Source organism: Streptomyces piniterrae (assembly GCF_005048155.1).
Taxonomy (GTDB): Bacteria; Actinomycetota; Actinomycetes; order Streptomycetales; family Streptomycetaceae; genus Streptomyces; species Streptomyces piniterrae.
This window is the reverse complement of sequence record NZ_SUMB01000018.1, coordinates 117,971-141,314: the sequence shown is the minus strand read 5'-3', so window position 1 is coordinate 141,314 and position 23,344 is coordinate 117,971. Positions and strand designations below refer to the sequence as shown.

The 23,344-nt window shown below is 70.7% G+C and carries 22 protein-coding genes and 1 pseudogene; 16 read left to right on the top strand and 7 right to left on the bottom strand.

Annotation, left to right across the window (positions count from 1 at the left end; translation table 11 throughout):
• The 4 genes from FCH28_RS36275 to FCH28_RS36260 form a co-directional block, all read left to right on the top strand.
• On the top strand, positions 1–1,100 hold a 1,100-nt coding region (locus tag FCH28_RS36275; RefSeq protein ID WP_246103491.1), incomplete at its 5' end, for a hypothetical protein.
• Positions 1,097–2,269, top strand: a complete 1,173-nt coding sequence (gene mycP, locus FCH28_RS36270; protein WP_136744671.1) for a type VII secretion-associated serine protease mycosin — start codon at positions 1,097–1,099, stop codon at positions 2,267–2,269. The genes FCH28_RS36275 and mycP, both read left to right, overlap by 4 nt.
• A 30-nt stretch (positions 2,270–2,299) precedes the next feature.
• The gene (locus FCH28_RS36265; RefSeq protein WP_136744670.1) at positions 2,300–3,034 is read left to right on the top strand and encodes an SseB family protein; all 735 of its coding nucleotides are present in this window, start codon (positions 2,300–2,302) and stop codon (positions 3,032–3,034) included.
• Positions 3,035–3,145: 111 nt separating this feature from the next.
• Positions 3,146–3,922 (top strand): MIP family channel protein, encoded by a 777-nt coding sequence (locus FCH28_RS36260; protein ID WP_136744669.1) that lies wholly within the window; start codon positions 3,146–3,148, stop codon positions 3,920–3,922.
• Between the two features lie 69 nt (positions 3,923–3,991).
• On the opposite strand, the gene FCH28_RS36255 is transcribed toward FCH28_RS36260, so the two are convergent.
• Positions 3,992–4,393 (bottom strand): DUF1844 domain-containing protein, encoded by a 402-nt coding sequence (locus FCH28_RS36255; protein WP_136744668.1) that lies wholly within the window; start codon positions 4,391–4,393, stop codon positions 3,992–3,994.
• A gap of 330 nt (positions 4,394–4,723) precedes the next feature.
• Between FCH28_RS36255 and infC the strand changes: the two genes are divergently transcribed.
• From infC to FCH28_RS36205, 10 genes are all read left to right on the top strand, one after another.
• Positions 4,724–5,437 carry a translation initiation factor IF-3 gene (gene infC / locus FCH28_RS36250; RefSeq protein WP_187364007.1) on the top strand — a complete coding sequence of 238 codons (714 nt, stop codon included), beginning with the start codon at positions 4,724–4,726 and terminating at the stop codon, positions 5,435–5,437.
• A 122-nt stretch (positions 5,438–5,559) separates the two neighbouring features.
• On the top strand, positions 5,560–5,754 hold the full coding sequence (gene rpmI / locus FCH28_RS36245) for a 50S ribosomal protein L35 (RefSeq protein ID WP_136744667.1): 195 nt from the start codon (positions 5,560–5,562) through the stop codon (positions 5,752–5,754).
• Between the two features lie 103 nt (positions 5,755–5,857).
• Positions 5,858–6,241 carry a 50S ribosomal protein L20 gene (rplT, locus tag FCH28_RS36240; RefSeq protein ID WP_052857680.1) on the top strand — a complete coding sequence of 128 codons (384 nt, stop codon included), beginning with the start codon at positions 5,858–5,860 and terminating at the stop codon, positions 6,239–6,241.
• A 105-nt stretch (positions 6,242–6,346) separates the two neighbouring features.
• Positions 6,347–7,201, top strand: coding sequence for a TrmH family RNA methyltransferase (locus FCH28_RS36235; protein WP_136744666.1), 855 nt, complete (start codon positions 6,347–6,349; stop codon positions 7,199–7,201).
• 82 nt (positions 7,202–7,283) lie between these two features.
• Positions 7,284–8,465 (top strand): sensor histidine kinase, encoded by a 1,182-nt coding sequence (locus FCH28_RS36230; RefSeq protein WP_136744665.1) that lies wholly within the window; start codon positions 7,284–7,286, stop codon positions 8,463–8,465.
• Positions 8,466–8,656: 191 nt separating this feature from the next.
• Positions 8,657–9,781, top strand: a complete 1,125-nt coding sequence (gene pheS, locus FCH28_RS36225; RefSeq protein ID WP_136744664.1) for a phenylalanine--tRNA ligase subunit alpha — start codon at positions 8,657–8,659, stop codon at positions 9,779–9,781.
• Positions 9,781–12,306 (top strand): phenylalanine--tRNA ligase subunit beta, encoded by a 2,526-nt coding sequence (gene pheT / locus FCH28_RS36220; RefSeq protein ID WP_136744663.1) that lies wholly within the window; start codon positions 9,781–9,783, stop codon positions 12,304–12,306. Before pheS ends, pheT begins: the two co-directional genes overlap by 1 nt.
• 289 nt (positions 12,307–12,595) lie before the next feature.
• Complete coding sequence (locus tag FCH28_RS36215; RefSeq protein WP_136744662.1) at positions 12,596–13,852, top strand: PP2C family protein-serine/threonine phosphatase; 1,257 nt, start codon at positions 12,596–12,598, stop codon at positions 13,850–13,852.
• A 199-nt stretch (positions 13,853–14,051) separates the two neighbouring features.
• Positions 14,052–15,389: an NsdA family TPR-like regulatory protein gene (locus FCH28_RS36210; RefSeq protein ID WP_136744661.1), complete on the top strand. Its 1,338-nt coding sequence runs from the start codon at positions 14,052–14,054 to the stop codon at positions 15,387–15,389.
• A 48-nt stretch (positions 15,390–15,437) separates the two neighbouring features.
• Positions 15,438–15,968 carry an NUDIX domain-containing protein gene (locus tag FCH28_RS36205; RefSeq protein ID WP_136744660.1) on the top strand — a complete coding sequence of 177 codons (531 nt, stop codon included), beginning with the start codon at positions 15,438–15,440 and terminating at the stop codon, positions 15,966–15,968.
• A 30-nt stretch (positions 15,969–15,998) separates the two neighbouring features.
• On the opposite strand, the gene FCH28_RS36200 is transcribed toward FCH28_RS36205, so the two are convergent.
• The 6 genes and pseudogenes from FCH28_RS36200 to FCH28_RS36175 all read right to left on the bottom strand — a co-directional run bounded on the left by FCH28_RS36200 (position 15,999) and on the right by FCH28_RS36175 (position 19,397).
• Positions 15,999–16,256 (bottom strand): hypothetical protein, encoded by a 258-nt coding sequence (locus tag FCH28_RS36200; RefSeq protein WP_136744659.1) that lies wholly within the window; start codon positions 16,254–16,256, stop codon positions 15,999–16,001.
• Positions 16,257–16,625: 369 nt separating this feature from the next.
• Positions 16,626–16,745 (bottom strand): annotated as a pseudogene (locus tag FCH28_RS36195) (3-hydroxyacyl-CoA dehydrogenase family protein); the annotation flags it as partial.
• A gap of 92 nt (positions 16,746–16,837) precedes the next feature.
• On the bottom strand, positions 16,838–17,161 hold the full coding sequence (locus tag FCH28_RS36190; protein ID WP_136744658.1) for an MTH1187 family thiamine-binding protein: 324 nt from the start codon (positions 17,159–17,161) through the stop codon (positions 16,838–16,840).
• Positions 17,162–17,179: 18 nt separating this feature from the next.
• Positions 17,180–18,319 carry an MAB_1171c family putative transporter gene (locus FCH28_RS36185; RefSeq protein WP_136744657.1) on the bottom strand — a complete coding sequence of 380 codons (1,140 nt, stop codon included), beginning with the start codon at positions 18,317–18,319 and terminating at the stop codon, positions 17,180–17,182.
• Entirely contained in the window at positions 18,304–18,669 is a 366-nt protein-coding gene (locus FCH28_RS36180; RefSeq protein WP_136744656.1) for a hypothetical protein, read from the bottom strand. The genes FCH28_RS36185 and FCH28_RS36180 overlap by 16 nt, the downstream gene beginning before the upstream one ends.
• Before the next feature lie 248 nt (positions 18,670–18,917).
• Complete coding sequence (locus FCH28_RS36175; RefSeq protein WP_136744655.1) at positions 18,918–19,397, bottom strand: helix-turn-helix domain-containing protein; 480 nt, start codon at positions 19,395–19,397, stop codon at positions 18,918–18,920.
• A gap of 1,392 nt (positions 19,398–20,789) precedes the next feature.
• On the opposite strand from FCH28_RS36175, the gene FCH28_RS36170 reads away from it, so the two are divergent.
• The gene (locus tag FCH28_RS36170) at positions 20,790–21,956 is read left to right on the top strand and encodes an aminotransferase class III-fold pyridoxal phosphate-dependent enzyme (protein WP_169314346.1); all 1,167 of its coding nucleotides are present in this window, start codon (positions 20,790–20,792) and stop codon (positions 21,954–21,956) included.
• Positions 21,953–23,335 (top strand): aspartate aminotransferase family protein, encoded by a 1,383-nt coding sequence (locus FCH28_RS36165; protein WP_136744653.1) that lies wholly within the window; start codon positions 21,953–21,955, stop codon positions 23,333–23,335. Before FCH28_RS36170 ends, FCH28_RS36165 begins: the two co-directional genes overlap by 4 nt.
• Positions 23,336–23,344: the final 9 nt, after the last annotated feature.

Sequence of the window (23,344 nt, the reverse complement as noted above, 5' to 3'; positions counted from 1 at the left end):
GCCGCGCACCCGACGGCCCGCCGCCCGCCGCGCCCCCGGCCGCGCCGGCCGCACCCGCCGGCCCGCCCCCCGTCTCCTTCCGGGACACCGCCGCCTTCCACCTGGCCAACAGCCAGGCCCTCTGGAGCGAGGGCGCCGGCGGTCAGGGCACCCAGCAGCAGGCCCGCAAGCCCGCGTCCGCGACTCCGTCCGCCGTCCCCGGCAGCGAGCCGCCCACCCCGGCCGCGGAGCGCCCGCCCTCTTCGGCCTGGCCCCGAACCCCCCTCCCGCAGCAGGGAGTCGGGTACGCCCCCGGCATGCCGGCCGCGGCCCCGCGCCGGCCGTCCGCCGTCCGCCGCCCCAGCGGACGGGTGGCCGCCGCCGCGGTCTGCCTCGTCCTCGGCATCGGCCTCATCGGCGGTGCGGCCGCCGGGAGTTGGCTCACCGAGGACTCCGACACCCACCCCAGCCCCCAGGCCGCCTTCGCCAAGGGCCGCGACGTCTGGCACAGCACCCCCGTCGACACCCTCTTTCCGCGCACGCTGCACGGCCTCGGCCTCGGCCCCGGGGGCGCCGACCGCACCTGGACCAGGGTCGCCGTCGCCCCCGCGGGCGGCTGCACGGAAGCCTTCGGCCCCCGGCTGGCCAAGGAGCTCTCCGCGGCCGGCTGCCTCCGCGTGCTGCGCGCCACCTACGTCGACGCCACCCACTCCAGCCTCATCACGGTCGGCGCCCTGGTCACCAAGGGCGACGCGGCCGCCATGCTGAACCTCAACTCCCGCTTCAGCACCAAGGACCTGGCCAACCGCAAGGACCTGATGCCGCTGCCGTACGCCGCCAAGGGCACCCCGGCCGCCGACTTCGGGTCCGGCCAGCGGGCGAGCTGGACCGTACGGGTGCTCACCGACATCCCCGTCGTCGTCTTCGCCGTCTCCGGCTTCGCCGACGGCCGCACCGTCACCGACCCGCAGCCCGCCGAGGCCGCGGCCCGGCCCGGCACCACCACCGCCCCCGGCGAGTCCGGCCTCGGCCACGACGCCAAGAACGTCGCGGACCTCGTCCAGACCGCCTTCCGCAAGGCCGCCGGCAGCCCCACGCAGACCTCGCAGGAGGCGCCATGACCAAGTCCCTGCTGCGCGGCACCGCCGTCGCGCTGGTCTCCGCCGCGCTTGCCGTACTGCCCGCCGTGCCCGCACAGGCCGACAGCATCCGCATCCAGGAATGGGCCCCGGAAGCCGTCCACGCCCAGCAGGCATGGAAGACCACCAAGGGCGCGGGCGTCACCGTCGCCGTCCTGGACACCGGCGTGGACGCCGACCACCCCGACCTCAAGGGCCAGGTGCTCACCGGGAAGGACCTGGTCGGTCTCGGAGCCGAGCAGGGCGATCCGTCCTGGGCCGTGCACGGCACCGGAATGTCCAGCATCATCGCAGGTCACGGCCATGGCCCCGGGCGCGAGGACGGAGTGCTCGGCATCGCCCCCGAAGCCAGGATCCTGCCCGTCAGGGTGATCCTCGAAGACGACGACCCGCAGCGCCAGCAGGCCCGCAACGAGAAGGCCGGCGCGCTCGCCGACGGCATCCGCTGGGCCGCCGACCACGGCGCCGACGTGATCAACATGTCGCTGGGCGACGACAGCGAATCCGCGCACCCCGAGCCGCGCGAGGACGCCGCCATCCAGTACGCCCTCAGCAAGGGCATCCCCGTCGTCGCCTCCGCCGGCAACGACGGCGAGAAGGGCGACCACGTCTCCTACCCCGCCGCCTACCCGGGCGTCATCGCGGTCACCGCCATCGACCACCTGGGCAACCGCACCACGTTCTCCACCCGCCACTGGTACGCGACGGTCTGCGCACCCGGCGAGCACGTCGTGATGTCCCACCCCCAACGCACCACCTACTACAACGGCTGGGGCACCAGCCCCGCCGCCGCCGTCGTCTCCGCCACCGTCGCGCTGGTCCGCTCCGCGTACCCCGACCTGAGCCCGGCCCAGATCAAGCGGCTCCTCGCCGACACCGCGCAGGACCGCCCCGAGGGCGGCAGGGACGACATCTTCGGTGCCGGCCTGGTCGACGCGGGCGCCGCCGTCGAGGCCGCCGCCGACCTCAAGCCGGCCCGCCAGAAGCCGGTCCCGGTCGCCTACGCCGACCGCTACTTCGGCCCAGGACCCACCGACGAGGCCCCCGTCGAGGACTCCGTCGGCTGGCTCCCCTGGACCGCCGGCGCCGCCGGCCTGGCCCTCATGGCCACGGCCTTCCTCCTCTGGCGCGGCCGCCCCACCCGCCACTGACCGGCACATCCGAGCCGATAGGCTCACGACGTGGCGCAGAAGAACATCCCGGACCCCGGTTTCTCCGACGACGACGGCTCCGCAGACCCGGCACTGGCCGCCGCCCTGGCGGCGTACGGGGCCGACCGGACCGCCGAGCCCCGGCTGCTGGCCGCCCTGGCCGGCGCCCGCCTCCTGGTACCCGTCGTCGCCCTCCTCGGCGAGACCGAGACAGGCCCGGACGGGCTGCGCCGCGAGAAGACCAGCGACATGGCCGTGCCCACCCTCCAGGCCCCGGACGGCCGCCGCGCGCTGCCCGCCTTCACGTCCATGGACACCCTGCGCCGCTGGCGCGCGGACGCCCGCCCGGTGGCGGTACCGCTCCGGCAGGCGCTGCTCGCCGCCTCGCACGAGAAGGCCGACACCCTCGTCCTCGACCTGGCGGGACCGGTCACCTACCAGCTCGCCGGCCCCGCCCTGCGCGCCCTCGCCGAAGGCCGTACGAGCGCCGACCCGCTCACCGACCCGGCCGTCACCGAAGCGCTGCGCGCCCTGCTCGCCGCCGAGCCCGGCGTCCGCACCGCCCATCTCGCACCGTCCGACGAGACCGACGGCACCCTCGCCCTCGGCCTCGCCCCCGACGCCCCCGCCACCGAGGTCGCCCAGCGCCTCGCACGGGCCCTCGCCACCGACGAGGTGCTCCGCGGCCGGCTCGTACGCGGCCTGGACCTGGCCCTTCTCCCACCCGGTGCGGCCACGCCCGGAGAGCCCCTCTTCAGCCGCTGACCTCAGCGAACCGGCATCCGGCCTCCCGCCGGGCCTCCTCGCCAACGGGCGCGTTCGTCCCCGCGGCCGCACAATTTCGAGGAGACCTCAAGATCACGCGAGGAGAGCCCCATGTTGGAGACCACGGAGACCCGCACGGTCGTATCCGAATTCCTCGGCACGCTGCTCCTGGTGTTCTTCGCCGTCGGCGCGGCAGTGCTGGCGGGTGAGTACATCGGCACCTTCGGCATCGCGCTGGCCTTCGGCTTCACCATGCTGGGCCTTGCCTACGCCCTCGGCCCGATCTCGGGCTGCCACATCAACCCCGCGGTCACGCTCGGCATGCTGCTGGCCCGCCGCATCACCCTCCGTACGGCCGCCGAGTACTGGATCTGCCAGGTGCTGGGCGCCATCGCCGGCGCCGCCCTGCTGTTCCTGGTCACCAAGCAGGTGCCGGGCCTGAAGACCGACGAGGCGTTCGGCACGAACGGCTGGGGCGACCGCTCGGCGGTGCACATCAACCTCGGCGGCGCGTTCCTCGCCGAGGTCGTGATGACCTTCGTGTTCGTCTTCGTCGTCCTCGCGGTCACCCACAAGGTCGCGGTGATCGGCTTCGACGGCCTGCCGATCGGCTTCGCGCTGGCCACCGTCCACCTCATCGGCATCCCCCTGACCGGCACCTCCGTGAACCCGGCCCGGAGCATCGGCCCCGCCCTGTTCGCGGGCGGCGCTGCCATCACCCAGCTCTGGCTGTTCATCGTCGCGCCGCTGATCGGCGGTGCCCTGGCCGCCGTGGTCCACCAGGTCACCCATCCGCCCCAGGAGCGGCTCATCGTCGCCGACGACGTGTCGCCCACCGCGGAACGCCCCCGGGTGGAGCGCCGCCCGGTGAGCGGCGCCGAGGGCTGACCGGCCCGGACACACGACGAGCCCCGGCCATGGCGGCCGGGGCTCGTCGTGCGCGCGGGTGCTACCGGGTCAGCCGTACACCGGCCCGGTGAACTTCTCGCCGGGGCCCTGGCCCGGCTCGTCCGGGACGAGCGACGCCTCGCGGAAGGCCAGCTGCAGCGACTTCAGCCCGTCGCGCAGCGGCGCGGCGTGGTACGAGCCGATCTCCGTGGCGCTGGCGGTGACCAGTCCGGCCAGCGCCTGGATGAGCTTGCGTGCCTCGTCCAGGTCCTTGTGGGCCTCGCCCTCCTCGGCGAGCCCGAGGTTGACCGCCGCCGAGCTCATCAGGTGCACCGCCACCGTGGTGATCACCTCGACCGCCGGCACCTCCGCGATATCACGGGTCATGGCGTCGAAGTCGGCGTTCGGCCGGTCTGCCGGCTCCGACGCGTCGGACTGCCGTTCCGGCTGCTGCGGGGTCTGGTCGCTCATGTCTTGGGGCTTCACTTCCTGCTGAGGGGATCGTGTCCACCTTATGGCCCGCCCCGACGCGCGCTTCCCCGGGCCGGGGCGGCCGCGCGGCGGGCGGGGTACCGGCGGCCGGCGTCAGCACACGAGTGGGTACTCCCCCTTGACTCGTGTATTCTGGTGTTCCGACCGGCCGGACACGCATGTGACCGGCCCACAAGTGGAGGCTCCGATCTCCCACCCGGCCGACCTCAGGTTGGCGGGTCAACGGTCTGGCTGCGCCCCGCGGAGATTTCGCGGCGGTGCTCCTGATCCACGTGGAGCCCCGCCTGTGTCCCGTCCGGGGCGTTTTGCATGTACCGGCGCGGTTGGTCACACCGAAACAGACGTTACGCGGCAGTCCGCCAGGCCGTCGCGTGGTGCTACCGAGGAGGATCCATCAGCGCCGAGCCCCGCATCAACGACCGGATTCGCGTCCCTGAGGTGCGACTCGTCGGTCCCAGTGGCGAGCAGGTCGGCATCGTGCCGCTTGCCAAGGCCCTGGAGCTTGCGCAGGAGTACGACCTCGACCTGGTCGAGGTGGCGGCGAACGCCCGTCCGCCGGTCTGCAAGCTCATGGACTACGGAAAGTTCAAGTACGAGTCGGCCATGAAGGCCCGTGAGGCGCGCAAGAACCAGGCGCACACGGTCATCAAGGAGATGAAGCTCCGGCCGAAGATCGACCCGCACGACTATGACACCAAGAAGGGTCACGTCGTCCGGTTCCTCAAGCAGGGTGACAAGGTCAAGATCACGATCATGTTCCGTGGTCGCGAGCAGTCCCGGCCCGAACTGGGCTTCCGACTGCTGCAGCGCCTCGCGGAGGACGTCCAGGAGCTCGGCTTCATCGAGTCGAACCCCAAGCAGGACGGCCGGAACATGATCATGGTCCTCGGTCCGCACAAGAAGAAGACCGAGGCGATGGCCGAGGCCCGTGAGGCGCAGGCCGCCCGCAAGGCGGAGCGCCAGGGTGGAGCTCCCGCGGAGCAGTCCGTGGAGGAGCCTGCCGAGGAGCACGCCGAGGCGTGATTCATGGGCGAGAGCCCCGGATCACTCCGGGGCACCCGCCCCGGACACCAACCGATACATCTGACGCTCCCGCGTGCCGGTCCGTGCCGGTGGGGGCGCCACTGACGAGGAGAGTACGGCGCATGCCGAAGAACAAGACGCACAGCGGTGCCAGCAAGCGCTTCAAGGTCACTGGCTCCGGCAAGGTGCTGCGCGAGCGCGCAGGCAAGCGCCACCTGCTCGAGCACAAGTCGTCCCGTCTGACGCGTCGCCTCAGCGGCAACGCCGAGATGGCCCCGGGCGACGCCAAGAAGATCAAGAAGCTTCTCGGCAAGTGAGTCCGGGCGCCCCGCCGACGGCCGGGGCGCTGGACCGAGACCGGGACCCAATCGAACCGGGCCGCGTGACGACAACCGCGGCCCCGCTACAAGGAGTTAAAAAGTGGCACGCGTCAAGCGGGCGGTCAACGCCCACAAGAAGCGCCGGGCGATCCTCGAGCAGGCCAGCGGCTACCGTGGCCAGCGCTCCCGCCTGTACCGCAAGGCGAAGGAGCAGGTCACCCACTCCCTCGTCTACAACTACAACGACCGCAAGAAGCGCAAGGGCGACTTCCGTCAGCTGTGGATCCAGCGCATCAACGCCGCTGCCCGCGCCAACGGCATGACGTACAACCGCTTCATCCAGGGTCTGAAGGCCGCCAACGTCGAGGTGGACCGCAAGATCCTGGCCGACCTCGCGGTGACGGACGCCAACGCGTTCGCCGCGCTCGTCGAGGTCGCCCAGAAGGCGCTTCCGAGCGACGTCAACGCCCCGAAGGCTGCCTGAACCCCGGCCTGACGAACGTTGCGAAGCGGACCCGCAGGCCCCGGCCTGCGGGTCCGCCGCTTTTGCAGCACCGCCCACGAGACACACAGAAGCGAGCCGCCGCCCATGGGCACCCCCGAGCTGATCTCCCCGCGATCCCCGCGCGTCTCCGCCGCCCGGCGGCTGGCCCGCCGCGCCTTCCGCGGCAAGGAGCGCCGGTTCATCGCCGAGGGCCCGCAGGCCGTACGGGAGGCCATCGCGCACCGCGCCGACGGCGAGCCCACGCTCATCGAGCTGTTCGCGACCGTCGAGGCGGCCGAGCGCCATGCCGAGATCGTCGAGGCCGCCCAGGCCAACGGCGTACGGGTGCACCTCGCCGACGACCGGACCGTCGCCGACATCTCGCAGACCGTCACCCCGCAGGGCCTGCTCGGCGTCTGCCGGTTCCTGGACTCGCCGTTCGAGGAGATCCTCGCCGCCCGCCCCCAGCTGATCGCGGTCCTCGCGCACGTCCGCGACCCCGGGAACGCCGGTACGGTCCTGCGCTGCGCGGACGCCGCGGGCGCGGACGCCGTGGTGCTGACCGACGCCTCCGTGGACCTCTACAACCCCAAGTCGGTACGCGCCTCGGTCGGCTCGCTGTTCCACCTCCCGGTCGCCGTCGGCGTACCGGTCGAGCGGGTCGTGTCCGGGCTCCAGGGCGCCGGGGTGCGGATCCTCGCCGCGGACGGCGCCGGCGACCGCGACCTGGACGCCGAGCTGGACGCCGGCTCCATGGGCGGGCCCACCGCCTGGGTCTTCGGCAACGAGGCCTGGGGACTCCCGGAGGAGACCCGCGCGCTGGCGGACGCCGTCGTACGGGTGCCCATCCACGGCAAGGCCGAGAGCCTGAACCTGGCGACGGCCGCGGCGGTCTGCCTCTACGCCTCCGCCCGCGCCCAGCGCACCACCGGAGGATGCCGCTCCGCGTCACCCGCCTGAGGGGCGTCCCCCGGATCCCGGCGGTACATCCGACCCGAGCTAGTAGTGTGGCGTGCTCGGGGCCCGGGAGGGGGTAACGGGGATGAGTGTGAGGACTTCAGGCATCACAGTCGCCGCTGACAGCTGCCCGTCCGGCGGACCCGGCCACGGGACGCCGCCCGCCACGGGGCCGGGGCCGGACGCGCCCCGTGCCGTCCCCGGAACCGGCATCGGGCTCGACCCCGACGATCTTCCCGACGGCCTGGTCGTCGCCGACGAGCACGGCCGGGTGATCTGCTTCAACGCCGCGGCCGCCAGGATCACCGACATCGCCGCCCAGGACGCCCTCGGCCGTCCCCTGGAGCAGGCCCTGCCGCTCCAGGACATCGAGGGCCGCCGCTGGTGGCGGCTCACCGACCCGTACGGCGGGCTCGCCATCCGCCGCGGCCAGCCCGAGCGCAATCTGCTGCTCGGCGGCCGGGAGGTGCTGGTCTCCGCGCGCTACATCCGCAGCCGGCCCACCGGCCCTCTGCACCGGCTGGTCGTCGCACTGCGCGGCACCGAGGCCCGGCGCCGTACGGAGCTCAGCCACGCCGAGCTGATCGCCACCGTCGCCCATGAACTCCGCTCCCCGCTGACCTCCGTCAAGGGCTTCACCGCCACCCTCCTCCAGAAGTGGGAGCGCTTCACCGACGACCAGAAGCGGCTGATGCTGGAGACCGTCGACGCCGACGCCAACCGCGTCACCCGCCTGATCGCCGAGCTCCTCGACATCTCCCGTATCGACTCCGGGCGACTGGAGGTGCGCCGGCAGCGGGTCGACATGACCGCCGCGGTCCGCCGGCACGTGCAGGCGCAGACCACCGCGGGGCAGCAGCCCGACCGCTTTCTGATCCGGATGCTGGAGCCGCTGCCCGACCTGTGGGCGGATCCCGACAAGGTCGATCAGGTCCTGGGCAACCTGCTGGAAAATGCGGTGCGTCACGGAGAGGGAACTGTCACCATCGAGGTCGCGCCCTCCTCGCCCACCCCGCCCGAGCGGGGATGTACCGGGACGACCGTCACCGTGAGCGACGAGGGCCCAGGTATCCCGGAGGAATCGATGAGCCGCGTCTTCACCCGCTTCTGGCGGGGCAGCAAGCGCGGTGGCACGGGCCTGGGGCTCTATATCGTCAAGGGCATCGTCGAGGCGCACGGCGGCACGATCACCGTCGGCCGGGCCCCCGCCGGCGGCGCGGAATTCCGATTTAGCCTGCCCGTCGCGACCCCGGCCTTCATGGTCTGAGGGAGCAGCGGCGGGCGTCCCCAGCAGGGGCGAGCGCCTGTCGTGGCGCCGGTCCCCCTTAGACTTGACCTTTGGCACCTTTGGCGCACAAGCATCGCGGGCACTGCGCGGGCTCGGGATCCGGAGTTGTGATCGAAGAGCCGAGGCGAAGCGAACCAGGCCAAGCCAGTCCACCGGAAGCACGGGAAGAGATGTCCGCACCCAATAAGTCGTACGACCCTGTCGAGGTCGAAGCCCTCAAACCGGAAGAGATCACCCGACGGACCGACGAGGCGCTGGCCGCCGTCGCCGCCGCGGCCGATCTGGAGGAGCTGCGCGAGGTGAAGGTCGCGCACACCGGCGACCGCTCGCCGCTCGCGCTCGCCAACCGGGAGATCGGCGCCCTGCCCCCGCACGCCAAGGCGGACGCCGGCAAGCGCGTCGGCCAGGCCCGCGGCCGGGTGAACCAGGCGCTCAAGGCCCGCCAGGAAGAGCTGGAGGCGGAGCGCGACGCCCGCGTGCTGGTCGAGGAGGCGGTGGATGTCACGCTGCCGTACGACCGGGTACCGGCCGGCGCGCGGCACCCGCTGACCACCTTCATGGAGCGGGTCGCCGACGTCTTCGTCGCGATGGGCTACGAAGTCGCCGAGGGCCCCGAGGTCGAGGCGGAGTGGTTCAACTTCGACGCCCTCAACTTCGTGCCGGACCACCCGGCGCGCCAGATGCAGGACACCTTCTTCGTCCGGGGCAACGGCGCCAAGGACGATGAGTCCGGCGTCGTGCTGCGCACCCACACCTCGCCGGTCCAGGCCCGTACGCTGGTCGACCGCGAGCCGCCCGTCTACGTCGTCTGCCCGGGGCGGGTCTACCGCACCGACGAGCTGGACGCGACGCACTCCCCGGTCTTCCACCAGATCGAGCTGCTGGCCGTCGACGAGGGCCTGACCATGGCCGACCTCAAGGGCACCCTGGACCACATGGTCAGGGCGCTGTTCGGCCCGGACATGAAGACCCGGCTGCGGCCGAACTACTTCCCGTTCACCGAGCCGTCCGCCGAGATGGACATGGTCTGCTACGTCTGCCGTGGCGAGTCCGTGGGCAACCCCGACCGCCCCTGCCGCACCTGCTCCAGCGAGGGCTGGATCGAGCTGGGCGGCTGCGGAATGGTCAACCCCAAGGTGCTCATCGCCTGTGGCGTCGACCCCGAGAAGTACAGCGGGTTCGCCTTCGGGTTCGGCATCGACCGGATGCTGATGTTCCGGCACAACGTGGAAGACATGCGCGACATGTTCGAGGGCGACGTCCGGTTCACCCGGCCGTTCGGGATGGAGATCTGATGCGGGTCCCGCTTTCTTGGCTGCGGGAGTACGTCGACCTGCCGGCGACGGAATCCGGCCGTGACGTACAGGAAAAGCTCATCGCGGTCGGCCTTGAGGTCGAGACCGTCGAGCGGCTGGGCGAGGGCCTCAAGGGCCCGCTGGTCGTCGGCCAGGTGCTGACCATCGAGGAGCTGGAGGGCTTCAAGAAGCCGATCCGCTTCTGCACGGTGGACGTCGGCCAGGCCAACGGCACCGGCGAGCCGCAGGAGATCGTCTGCGGTGCGCGCAACTTCTCCGTCGGCGACAAGGTCGTCGTGGTGCTCCCGGGCGCCGTGCTGCCCGGCGACTTCAAGATCGCCGCGCGGAAGACCTACGGCAGGACGTCGCACGGCATGATCTGCTCCGGCGACGAGCTCGGGATGGGCGACGACGGCTCGCACGGCATCATCGTGCTGCCGCCCGAGTACGAGGTCGGCGCCGACGCCATCGAGCTGCTGCAGCTCGTCGACGAGGTGCTGGACATCGCCGTGACGCCGGACCGCGGCTACTGCCTGTCGATCCGCGGCGTCGCCCGTGAGACCGCCATCGCCTACGGTCTGCCGCTGCGCGACCCGGCGCTGCTGGACGTGCCGCCGCCGAACTCCAACGGCTACCCGGTCGAGGTCGCCGACCCGATCGGCTGCGACCGCTTCACGGCCCGTACGGTCACCGGCCTCAACCCCGAGGCGCGCTCCCCGATCTGGCTGACGCGACGGCTGCAGAAGGCCGGGATGCGCGCGGTGTCGCTGCCCGTCGACATCACCAACTACGTGATGCTGGAGCTCGGCCAGCCGCTGCACGCCTACGACCGCACCTCCGTCGACGGCCCGATCGGCGTCCGCCGCGCCACCGCCGGCGAGAAGCTGACCACCCTGGACGGCACCAAGCGCGTCCTGGACCCGGCCGACCTGGTCATCACCGACAACCGCGGCCCCATCGGCCTCGCGGGTGTCATGGGCGGCGCCAACACCGAGATCGCGGCGGCGGTCGCGGACCCGGAGACCGGCCGGCACCACGGCACCACCGACATCGTGGTGGAGGCCGCGCACTTCGACGCGCTGGCCATCGCCCGCACGGCCCGCCGGCACAAGCTGTCCTCGGAGGCCGCCAAGCGCTTCGAGCGCGGGGTGGACCCGGAGGCCGCGTCCGCCGCCGCCCAGCGGACCGTCGACCTGCTGGTGCTCCTCGGCGGCGGCACCGCCGAGGAGGGCGTCACCGAGGTCGTCTCGCCCCGCGGGCCGCGCACCATCACCTTCGCCGCCGACCACCCGGACAAGGTCGCCGGTGTCGGCTACGGCCGGGAGACCGTCGTCCGCCGCCTCCAGCAGGTCGGCTGCGACGTCTACGGGCAGGACGAACTGGTCGTCACGGTGCCGTCCTGGCGCCCCGACCTGAGCGACCCGAACGACCTGGCCGAAGAGGTCATCCGGCTGGAGGGCTACGAGAACCTGCCCTCCACCCTCCCGCTGCCGCCGGCCGGGCGCGGCCTGACCGAGCGTCAGCGGCTGCACCGCAGGGTCGGCCGCGCGCTCGCCGGGGCCGGCTATGTCGAGGCGCTGAACTACCCGTTCACCGGCTCGCATGTGCTCGACCAGCTCGGCATCGAGCCGGACGACCCGCGCCGCGCGGCGGTCACCCTCGTCAACCCGCTCAACGACGAGGAGCCCGACCTCCGCACCACGCTGATCCCGGGGCTGCTGAACGCGCTGCGCCGCAACGACGGCCGCGGCTCGCACGACCTCGCGCTCTTCGAGACAGGCCCGGTGTTCCGGGCGACCGGCGACGAGAAGCCGGCCAGCCGGCTGGTCGTCAACCACCGGCCGACCGACGACGAGATCGCCTCGTTGGACGCCTCGCTGCCGCAGCAGCCGCAGCGTGCCGCCGTGGTGCTCGCGGGCGCCCGCGAGCAGGCCGGCTGGTGGGGTGCCGGACGGCCCGCGACCTGGGCGGACGCCATCGAGGCCGGCCGTAGGGTCGCCCGCGAGGCAGGCGTCGAGCTGATCGTCCGTCAGGACCAGCACGCGCCGTTCCACCCGGGCCGGTGCGCGGCGCTGCTCGCCCTCGTCGACGGCGAGGAGGTGCTCGTCGGCAACGCCGGTGAGCTGCACCCGCGCGTCATCAAGACGCTCGGCCTGCCGGAGCGCACCTGCGCGATGGAGATCGACCTGGACCGCATCGAGCGGGCCGCCACCGGACCGCGGCGCGCGCCCCGGATCTCGACCTTCCCGGTCGCCACCCAGGACGTCGCGCTGATCGTCGACGCCGCGGTCCCGGCCGCCGACGTCGAGGGCGCGCTGCGCGACGGCGCGGGTGAACTCCTCGAATCGCTGCGCCTGTTCGACGTCTTCACCGGCGAGCAGATCGGCGCCGGCAAGAAGTCGCTGGCCTACGCGCTGCGTTTCCGCGCACCCGACCGCACGCTGACCGCCGAGGACGCCACGGCCGCCCGTGACGCGGCGGTCGCGGCGGCGGTGGAGCGTACCGGAGCGGCACTGCGCGGCTAGGCCCCGGTACGGAGAGCCCGTTTGAGGGGTGAGGGCGCGGACGGCACATGAGTCGTCCGCGCCCTCACCCCTTTCGGCGCGCCCCCGATGAGCCGCCGGCCCCGGGCCGGAGACCGTCGCCCCCGATGCGCCATCACTCAATCGGGTGGTAAGGCACGCATCGGAGCGACTCGGACACCCTTACATCGTAAGAATCGTTGCGGTCGACACGGCCCTGTTGACCGCGGGAAGGGCCGGGCCGACCGCCCAATGCCCCATTGGGGGACCACCGGCTAGGGGGGCCATCGGCATGATCCGAACCTGGGCGAGGGGCGGACGACGCGCGGGCGCCGGACGCGCCCGGAGAGCCTTCGTCTTCGTCCTGCCCGGCCTCTGGGTGCTCGGAGTGGTGACCTGGGAACTGTGCCGCCCGACCAGCGGACAGCTGCTGCAACTCCTCGCCGCCGCGCCCGCCATCGCCTGCGCGGGCACCGGGCGCCGCCAGTGCGTGCTGCTCGGCGGCGTGTGCGCGCTGCTCGCGCTGGTGCCGCTCGGCGCGGCGGAGCCGGACGCGGGGGCCGCCACCCGGGCGATGACCTGCGGCGCGATCCTCGCGGTGATCGGCGCCAGCTATCTGACGGCCGGCCGGCGGCTGCGGCTGGTCCGGGAGCTGGAACGTACCCGCGAGGTCGCCGCCGCCGCGCAGCGGGTCGTGCTGCGGCCGCTGCCGCCGCGTATCGACGGGGTGGTGCTGGCCGCCGACCACCTCTCCGCCAGCGAGGGCGCCGCGGTCGGCGGTGACCTCTACGAGGTCGTCGGGACCCGGCACGGCGTACGGGCGCTGATCGGCGATGTGCGCGGCCACGGCCTGGAGGCCATAGGCACGGTGGCTGCGGTGCTCGGCAGCTTTCGCGAGGTGGCTCACGACGAGCCCGAACTGGGCGGTGTGCTGAGGCGGTTGGAGCGTTCGCACCAGCGGCATCTGCGGGAGCGGGCGGAGCAGCCGGTGGCCGGTGGCGGGGAGGCCTTCGGCCCGTTGAGCCCGCTCGCCGAGGAGTTTGTGACGGTGCTGCTGCTGGAGGTCGCCGGGGACGGCTCCGTCACGGCCCTCAACTGCGGACACCCGTGGCCGTACCGCATCGGCGGCCGGGCGGTCGACCCGGTCGCCCCCGCGGAACCGCTGCCGCCGCTCGGGCTCTTCCCGCTGCCCGACGACCTGACCGCGGTCTGCTGTGGCCGGCTGGGCCCCGGCGAGGGACTGTTCCTGCACACCGACGGCGCGGCCGACGCCCGGGACGCGGCGGGGGAGTTCTTCCCGCTGACCCAGGAGCTCCGCAGCAGCGTCGAGGCGCCCGCGGCCCGGCTCGGCCCCTCGCCGTCCGGGGTGGTCGGGGACGTACGGGAGGCGCTGCTGCGGCATGCCGGCGGGCGGCTGACCGACGATGTCGCGCTGCTGATGCTGTGCAACGACCGGCTGCGGGTGCCCGCCCAGCCGTCACCGGGCCGGCACGCCGAACCGGGCCGGACGGCCGGAACGGGCCGGGTGGAGGCGGGCCGGGCGGAGTAGCCCGACGACCACGAGCCCCGACCCCATTCCCTCAACCGCCTTACGGCACAGGCCCGTTCGCGCCCTCCCTTCACACCCCGTGTGAACCGCCGTTCATTACGCTGAACTCACGGGGGCGGTGCATCTCACGGAGTCAGTAAGTCGACACAGGCCATGAGCCGCCGGCCCGCGGACGGGCCCGGCTCACCGGGAGGCCGGCATGGAGCCCAACACCCTGCTCGACGCGATCCTCGACGAAGCCGGTATCTCGCACGCCGGGCTCGCCGCGCGCATCAACCAGCTCGGCCGCCGCCGCGGCCTCGCCCTGCGGTACGAACACACCGCGGTGGCCCGCTGGCTGAAGGGCCAGCGACCGCGTGGCCAGGTGCCCGACCTGATCTGCGAGATCCTCGCCCAGCGGCTGCACCGTGCCGTCGGACTCGACGACATCGGGCTGAGCCGCCCCGGCCTGCGCCGCGCCCCCGACACCCCGCTCTCCGGCTTCGTCGAGCGCGCCACCGCCCTGTGGCGGTCCGACGAACAGCAGCGGCCGCATGTCCTTACCGCGCCCGCGCTCACCGGCACCTCGGCCGTCATGCCCGTATGGGAGTGGGAGAACCCTCCCGAGGACTGTGACGTCTCGCGCGACGGGCTGACCCGCGTCGGCATGGCCGACATCGAGATGCTGCGCGCGGCACGGTCGCACTACGAGCAGATGTACCGGAAGGCGGGTGGTATCGCGACCAGAACACGCATCGTGGGATTCCTCAACACCGAGGCGGCGCCGCTGCTGCGGGGCAGCTACAGCGACGCGACGGGACGTCAGCTCCACCGGGCCACCGGCGGGCTGGTCGCCGTCGCCGGAATCTGCGCGTACGACTCGGACGCTCTCGGGCTGGCCCAGCGCTACTTCCATCAGGCGCTGCGGCTGGCCAAGGCCAGCGGGGACCGCGGCCTCGGCGCCTATGTGATCGCGCTGCTGGTCAACCAGTCCCTCTTCGTAAGGGAATACCGCCAGGCGGTCGCCTTCGCGGAGGCGGCGCTGCGGGCCGCCGGACCGCAGATCACCCCGGCGCTCTCCGCCGACCTCTACGCGATGCAGGCCAAGGCCTACGCCCGGCTCGGCGACGGCACCGGCGCGCTGGCCTGCATCCGGCGCGCGGAGGCGGCCGCGGAGCGCATCCGGCCCGGCCTGGAGCCCGCCGAGACGGACTACGTCCAGCCCGGTCTGGTGAACGTCCAGGTCGCCGAGGCGCTGCTGAGCCTCGGTGATCTGCGGGCCGCACGGGAGCAGGCGGACGCCGCCGTCGACAATCCCGCACACGACCGCGGCCGGGTCCACCGGCTGGCCATGCTCACCCATATCGAGCTGCGTCAAGGTGATGCGGACCGGGCGGTGGCCAATGCCGCGCAGATGACCGAGCGGGCCCGAGGCATGGAGTCGCATCGGCTGCGGGACCGGCTGCGGGCGGTGCGCGAGCATCTGGCGGAGACCGGGAGCTCCGCGACGGACGAGGCTGCCGATCTCATCGACGAGGTGCTGCGCGTTCCGCTGTGACCGGGCTCGTGTCACCTCGCCGGCTCAACAGCGGAAGGTGGCAGTTACGTGCGTTGGAACAATCTCAGCGAAAAGCCCGTTTACGCGAACCCCTGGTTCCGGGTCAATCTCGCCGATGTGGAACTCCCCGACGGCCGGCATCTGGATCACTATCTGATCCGTATGCGCCCGGTCGCCGTGGCCACAGTGGTCAACGAGGCCAATGAGGTGCTGCTGTTGTGGCGGCACCGGTTCATCACGGACACCTGGGGCTGGGAGCTCGCGGCCGGTGTCGTCGAGGACGGCGAGGACCTCGCGGCCGCGGCCGCCCGCGAGATGGAGGAGGAGACCGGGTGGCGACCCGGCCCCCTCCGGCATCTGCTGTCGGTGGAGCCGTCCAACGGCCTCACCGACGCCCGGCACCACATCTACTGGTCCGACCGGGGCCACTATGTCGGCGAGCCGCAGGACGCCTTCGAGTCGGACCGGCGGGAGTGGGTGTCCCTCAAACTGGTGCCGGACATGGTGGCGCGAGGGGAGGTGCCCGCCGCCAACATGGCCGCCGCACTGCTGATGCTGCATCACATCCGGCTGGGCTGACCGGAGTCGCGCCCCACGGGCCGCCCGGTGTCAGCGGCCCATGGCCTGCCACAGCGCCACCACCAACGCCGCGAGCCCCGTGAGCGCGGCGATGGAGGGCAGCGGCCAGCGGGAGCTCTCCAACCGCGTGACGCGGGCCTGTAGTTCGTCCGCGTCACGCGCTTGCTGCTCGGAGCGCTGGGCCAGCAGCGCGAGCTGTCCGTCGACCCGGGCGGTGCGTACATCGAGGCAGCGCCTCAGCTCCGCTAAGTCGGCGGTCACCGGTTCGGTTCCAGGGTGGGCGGTCACGTTCCGCTCCTCATTCCTTTGCCAACGACTTCGTTGTCCGTACCCGCATCAGTCAACTGCCCTGCGGCGAAAGGCGGGAGGTGTGCGGGAGGAATATGCGGGTCACCGAAACACACCCCGTGTGAAGTGACTCCGGGTGACGGCCGGGAGGGGAGCACGCGGCCGTTCGCACGGGGTGTGAACCGGACACCCCAATCGGGCCGGTTCACACGCTGCCGCCGCGGCCCGCACAGGAGTTGACTCGTCTGGTGCCACGGGGGCCCCGACGCCGGCGGACGGGCGCCCGCCGGCTTGGTGTCCGCCCGCCGGATTTTCCCCCGAGCGGCGGGCGGACCACCCCGGCGCGACAGCCGTGCGCCAAGAGGGCGCTCAGTACGGGTAGAACCCCGAGCCGCTCTTCCGCCCCAGACGCCCCGCGTCCACCATCCGCTGGAGCAGCGGGGGAGCGGCGTACAGGGGCTCCTTGTACTCCTCGTACATGGCGTCAGTGGGCGCGGCTTCAGCGCTGACCTGCGGATTCAGGGGTCGTTCGTGGCCTGCGGGGCGCCCAGGGACCTCTCAGGGACTCCGCGAAGCCGGGGTCAGCTCAACTCAGTGGGTGAGGCTGAGGCGACGTCCGCGATTCGTTGTTCGAGGAATCCGATCTTTCCGTCAAGAGGGTTGGGCATGTCGGGCCAGAGGTCCGCTTTGATGATGAGCTGGACGCGGGGCGCTTTGGGGGTGACGGCATCCGTTGCCTGCTTGATCACATTCATGACTTCGTCCCATTCGCCCTCGATCATCGTGTACATGGAGTCCGACCGGTTCGGGAGGCCGGATTCACGAATGATTTTCACGGCGTCAGCGATGTAATCGGCGACGCCTGCTTCCACGCCCATGGGGGTTAGAGAAAAGGCAACAAGCATAGTTATCTCTCGCTCTCGTCAGATCGCGCCGATGAGTGACTCTTTATAAGCATGGACTTCTGGTGACTTGTAGGCTTCTGCGATCTGAAGTAGGTGGTTGATTTCGTCGGTGAGATCGTTCGTGCTGGGGCCGGCGAGGTTAGCCTTCTGGGACTGAGGAGCCATGCCGTTGTCCTTCGCTTGCAGGGCGGCGGTGAGCCAGCAGGCGGTTACGTGAGCATCGCGCAAGTGCGAGGGGACGGTTTGGTCAGTGATGTGCTGGTGTGCCAGATCGAGGGCAGTCGGAGTGGCATAGTTCCGCAGCACGATCATCGCGTCCCTGATCTCGATCACTCTCCGGTAAAGGCGGAGCTGGAGAGGGATCGCCATGCCCTGGAAGCGCTGGTTCGGTCCAAGGATGACGTCGGGAGCTGCTGTGGTGAGGCTCAGCCACAAAGGGGCAAGTTTTTGGTACGACCTCCCATCGCGCCAGCGGTCGCGTGCCTGCGCCACGACGGGAAGCGCCACCCCCACTGCCATGAACAGAGCCTCGACGCCGGTGACGGGCGAGAACAGCGGGGCGAAGGCTGCCGAGTGCGTCTGCAGGTACGCAAGTTTGAGAACCCACAGCAAGTCCGCCAGAAGCATGCCGGTGCCGAACAGGCGTAATCCATAGCGCAATAGCCGCGGAGTGCCGGGGCGCCCGTAACTCCAGCACACGAACCCGCAGATACTGTCCGCGACCAGGTGAAAGGAGAAGAAGAACCACCAGTAGACATCCGGAATGCCCGGGGTCGTCGATGAGGGAGTGATCACGTTACGGGCGTGTGGTGGAGCCTTTCCGTCCAGAATCACGAGAATGACGATGAACGCGATCGCGGCGCCGAACACCAGGGCGGTGTGACGGTGCCGTCCTGCGGCTCCGCAGACGAACCACAGCACTGCGGCTGCGTCAACGATGGCGAAGATGTGCGTGGTCATGTCGACCCAGTGCGCGTCTGGGACCACGTGTGCCAGCGCAGTGGTGGCGGGTTCGAGGTGCGTCGACATCGCGAGAGCAATCATGATGATTGCGAACCATAAGGGCCGTTGCTCCCGGTCGCGGATGGCTTGTGGTGCGCGGGCAACCGCTACGACCCACAGCGCGGATATACCGGCGGTCTCTATCCACGGCGGCATGATATTCCTGCATGCCGGGCTGCCCGCAGTCCCATGGCGGACTCAAGCCCGCCCAGCATTCCGGAGAGCAGAGTCGGGGCGGGCACACGACCGGCAGCCTCCAGGATGAGGCTGGCCATCATCTCCGCTTCCTGTTCCTGCTCATCGGAATACCGGATGCGGGGTAGCGCTTGCCGGATGGACTCTGGGTCCGCGATGTCGATCATCCGGTACAGCTGCTGGTCATCACCCGCTGACCGGTGGCCGCACACCATGTGTCCGACCTCGTGCACGATGATGTGCTCTTGATGCAGAAGGCTGGTCTGCGAGTCGTAAAAAACGTAATCCCCGCGCTCGGCGACCAGCCACATGCCTGATGGGGTGCCGGGGACCGTTGGAGTCGGTAACGGGAGCAGATGCAGCGGCCGGTCTCGTTCCCTCGCGAGTCGGCTACATAATTCCTCTGCGGAGAAAGGCTCGGGCAGGGGGATACCGTTGATCACCTTCCGGCAACGGCGATGCAGACGCCTCCAGCGCATCTCAGTCGAATCTCCAGGGCTCGTCGGTGCAGGAGGGCATACGACCTTGTAGCTGAGCCGCATCCTGTCGCCGGGCGGGCTCATGTGCATGGCGGGCACGGAGGCCTTTTCGTGCCTTGCTCCAGAGCGCGAATCTGACGGATCATGTCAGCAGCCATCCGTTTCCCCTCAGGGGACAAGGCGGTGAGGTCGCCGCGCAGATATACCGCACTCACTCCTGCCTCGGCCATGGATCTGTCCAACTCACGGCGGGCCAGGTCTTCCTCGTCGATCACCCTTCGGGCTACATCATCATCAGTGAAGTAAGACACAGGCACGCCAAAGTACTTGGCCAGAGCAGTGAGATGTCGCAAGGTCGGGTTGGTGCGCTCTCCGCGATGCAGTTGCCACAAGTACGCACCGGAGAACGTCTCGCCGGACTGCGCGGCAATTTCCGCTGCCATCGTCTTGTAGGACGGTTTGTCATCATCGCCTGGCTTGGCGCGTAGCTTGAGCAAGTGGTCCAGCTTCTGCGCAACTGTCAACTGCCGTCCGGGCGTGATGCCCTCCTCGCCACTCATCGCATAACTCCCTATGCATGGCAACTGTGTTGAGGCTGCCTACATCGTGCCCGAAGCTGCCATCAGCTGGAAGTGGCACTACGTCCTCCGGGTCACTCACCTTAGTTGCTGACTCGCAGTCTTGTCTGCACGGGAGGGTGGCATCCTGCCTGTTCGCGGAGACGCCAGCCATGTCCGGGTGGACCGGGCCGTCGTGCGAAGAGAGGCTGTTGAGAGCGGTGCGGCCGGCGATGCCGTGTCGTTGCCCGCAGGCCAACTCGTCCGCAGTCGCAGGCACCCCGCAGACCGGCTCAGCTCGACCATCCGCGCCCGCAACGCCAGATCCCGCGGGGCCTTCCGCGCCCGCGCCAGCCGCCGGATCACCGCAATCTCGTCATCGTCACGGACCGGCCGCCCCTGCGACGCCATTGCTGATGATATTTCGAGCGTCAGAGGGCGTCCATGTCCTCGGAGTTGTCCAGCGGCTTCTGTTCCGGCAGGTCTGGCGATCGACGGTGTTGCAACCGCCATGTATTTCCCGAGGCGAAGGGCCGGCCGGCGGCAACGGCGGCTCCCCATCCGCCTGCGACAACTAGCGTGAACAGATGGCTGGTTCATGATGTCGCACCAGTTGACGGTTGTGCCTGGCCGCCGATAGCTTCCACGGCGTAGCGGAGCGTCCAACTCGCTTGGCCGCAATGCAAGTTGCGCATAGCCAGCGTCAGTGTTCGGGGCCGGCAAGCCCCCGGTGGAAGCGTTTCTCACTGCTCCCGAACTGGGAGAGTGCAACATGCCGACATCCGTAGGGATCAAGCGTGTGAACGACCGGATCAGAGAGGCAAACGAGAACCCAGGGAGAGCACTTGGAGTCTTTAGGGGCAATCATCAGTCATTTCAGCCGAAGGGCTGAAGGCGAAGGCACCGGGACGCGGGAGCCTCCCAGTTGGGAAATCGCCCTCTTCGGGCACTCGTCCAACTGGCGCACACATCTCGCCCTGCGAGAAGAGAACTTTGCGATGTCTGCCGGGTGCATCACCGCCAGCAAAGGTCACCGGCTTCTGTCGAACTTCGGCCCATGCGCCAACGACGTCACGTCGTACGCCGGACCCGCGGCCTCGCGCGGCTCCGACCTGCCACAACGGTGAACTGAATCCGGCCCTCAGCTCGTCACGGCCCCCTCTCCTTCCTCTTCACCTGTCGGCACTTCTGAACCTGCCGGCAGTCCTTGAGGCATGCCCTCACTTTGATGCCGACCCGCGCTGGGGCCGAGTGTCCGTCGGCGCTGCTGTCCACCAACGGAAAGAGACGATGAATACTCCGGGTACCGCAGATCGCTCAAGCACCCCCACCACGACAAACGACAAAGACCCCACGGCCCCGGCTGCCGTCGTACGACGCCACCTTGTGCCTCACATGTCCCAAGACGTGCCGGCGCCGGTGATCGAACGCCAGATCGGCGCGCAGTTGACGGCCCGCGACGGGAGCCTGTGGCTCGACGCCTCCAGCGGCGGCTTCGGCAGCGCCCACCCGGCAGTCACGTCGGCCATCGCGGACCAGGCGCTGCGTACCGCGCTCTCCAGCCGCATCCTCATCAGCCGCCCGCTCGCCGGAGCCGTGGCGGCGCTCGCCGAGTTCTGCCCCGGCCCCCTGTCCGTCTCGTATCTGTGCAACAGCGGAAACGAAGCCCTCGACTCCTCGCTCAAGCTGGCCAAGGGGACGCACCCGGGCCGGCCCCATGTGCTCGGTATCCGGGGCGAGTCTTACGGCACGCTGAGCCACGGCCAGTCTCTGCGACAGGGGCGCTCGGTATTCCCCAGAGCGCCGCTGCGGCCCCTCGGTGTCCCAGCCGACGAGCCGGAGGCGCTGCTGGATGGGGTGGACACCTCCGTGGCGGCTGTGGTGATAGCCCCGGCCGCTCCCGGCCGCCCCCTGGGCCGGCTGCCCCGTGCCTGGTGGGTCGAGCTCCGCGAGCGCTGCAACCGGACGGGCTCACTGCTGGTGCTCGACGAGCGGCAGACCGGCCCGGCCCGCCTCGGGCACGATCTGGGCACGGGCGCCCTGGGGATCTTCCCTGACGTCCTGTTGCTGGGGGAGACATTGGGCGCGGATGCGGTGCCGGTCGGCGCCGCCGTCATGACCGCCACCGCGTATCAGCGGGTCTACGGGCGCCGCAACCCCAGCCTGCATGGTTCCACCTTCGGCGCCAATCCGCTCTCCGCCACCGCGGTCTCGGCGGTACTCAATGCCGTGGTCACCGACCAACTGGCAGCCCGGCAGCGCGACTTCGCCGCCGCAGTGGCCAGGCGGCGCGAAGAACTCTCCGGTCTTCCCGCCCCCGCCTGCACGCTGCACGCCGACGGCTCGCTGCTGTGGATACGGACACGGGACCAGGCCGCCGCCCGAGAGCTGGCCTGCGAACTCGCCCGGCGCAAGGTGCTGATACGCCCGCCGGAGGGCGACTTGCTCACGCTCGCCCCGCCGCTCACCGCCGAGCGGGCGGACACCGACCAGATCCTGCAACGCCTCTTCGACGGACTGAAAGCCGTGGGCGCGGCAGAAACCCAGGAGAACACCCGATGACCGGCAAAGCCTCCGCCTCCTCCCTGGACCGGCAGCAGATCCTCACCGCACTGGGCAGACACTGGAATCCCACCGCCGCCCTCATGATGGCCGCCACAGAGCGGCAGGTGGAATCGCATGCCCATGGCTCCGAGGTCTTCGGCGAAGACGGATCCTGTTCCCTCGACTTCGCCGGCAGCTACGGGGTCTTCCTCGTCGGCCACCAGAATGATGCGGTCCGCGAGGCCGTCCTACATGAACTGGAGCGGGCTCCCGCCATACCGCCGGGGGCGACGCATCCCGCCATGGCGGAGCTCTTTTCCCTCCTCCTTGAGATCCTTCCGCCGGGACTGGATCGGTTCACATTGGGCTGCTCAGGCGCTGAGGTCTCCGAAGCCGCCCTGCGTGCCGCGTACTTGGCTCGCCCCGGTAGGCACAGGATCGTCATCGTCGCGGGCGGGTACCACGGAAAGACGCTCGGCGCGTTGACCGTGCTCGGGCAGGAGGAGCACCGGCGAGACTTCCTGCCGGGCGGCAGCGACCTGGTGGTCGTTCCACCCGGTGACGCAGCTTCGGTACGCAGGGCGGTGTCTTCCCGGGACGTCGCCGCCGTGTTTGTCGAGCCCGTTCTCGGTGGTGCCTATCTGCGGGTTCCTCCGGCAGACTTCCTGCCGGAGGTGTCCCGGGCCTGCGCCGAGACCGACACGCTGCTCGTCGCGGACGAGATCCAGACCGGCTTCGGGCGCACGGGCAGGATGTTCGCGGTCGAGCACTTCGGGGTCGTGCCCGACATCATCCTGCTGTCGAAGGCCCTGACCGGCGGATTCGTTCCGGTCGCGGTGGCGGCCATGACGCACGAGGTGGCCTCAGCGGCACGCCGGTCCCCCCAGTGGCATCCTGGTGTGCTGGAAGGGACGACGCCGTCGGCGCTGTCCATGGCGGCGGCGACGGCCACGATCCGGGAAGTGCGGCGACTGGGCCTTCCCGAGCGAGCCGAACGCGTCGGCGCCGCCCTGCGGGACGGGCTCCGGGCGGCCGTCCGGAAGCATCCCAGGCACCTCGTCGACGCCCCGGGCATCGGCATGATGACGGGGCTGCGTACCCGCAACCCCGCGGTGGAGAACCTGATTTCGATGCAGATGTCAGCCCGCGGAATCCACCTGGGTCATTCGCTGAACGAACAGATGGACCAGCCCGTGCTGCGCTTCTATCCGCCGCTCACGGTCAGGTCCGAACAGATCCAGCGGGTGCTCCAGGCGCTGGACGAATCCCTTCAATGGCTGGACAGGCGGCCCGCCTGGCTGATGCGCCGCATCACCTGGCTGCTGCGGCGTCAGTACCAGCTGCCGCCACCGTTGGTCCTCAAGCTCATGCACTCCAACCTCAAGGTGAACTGGTAAATCAGGACG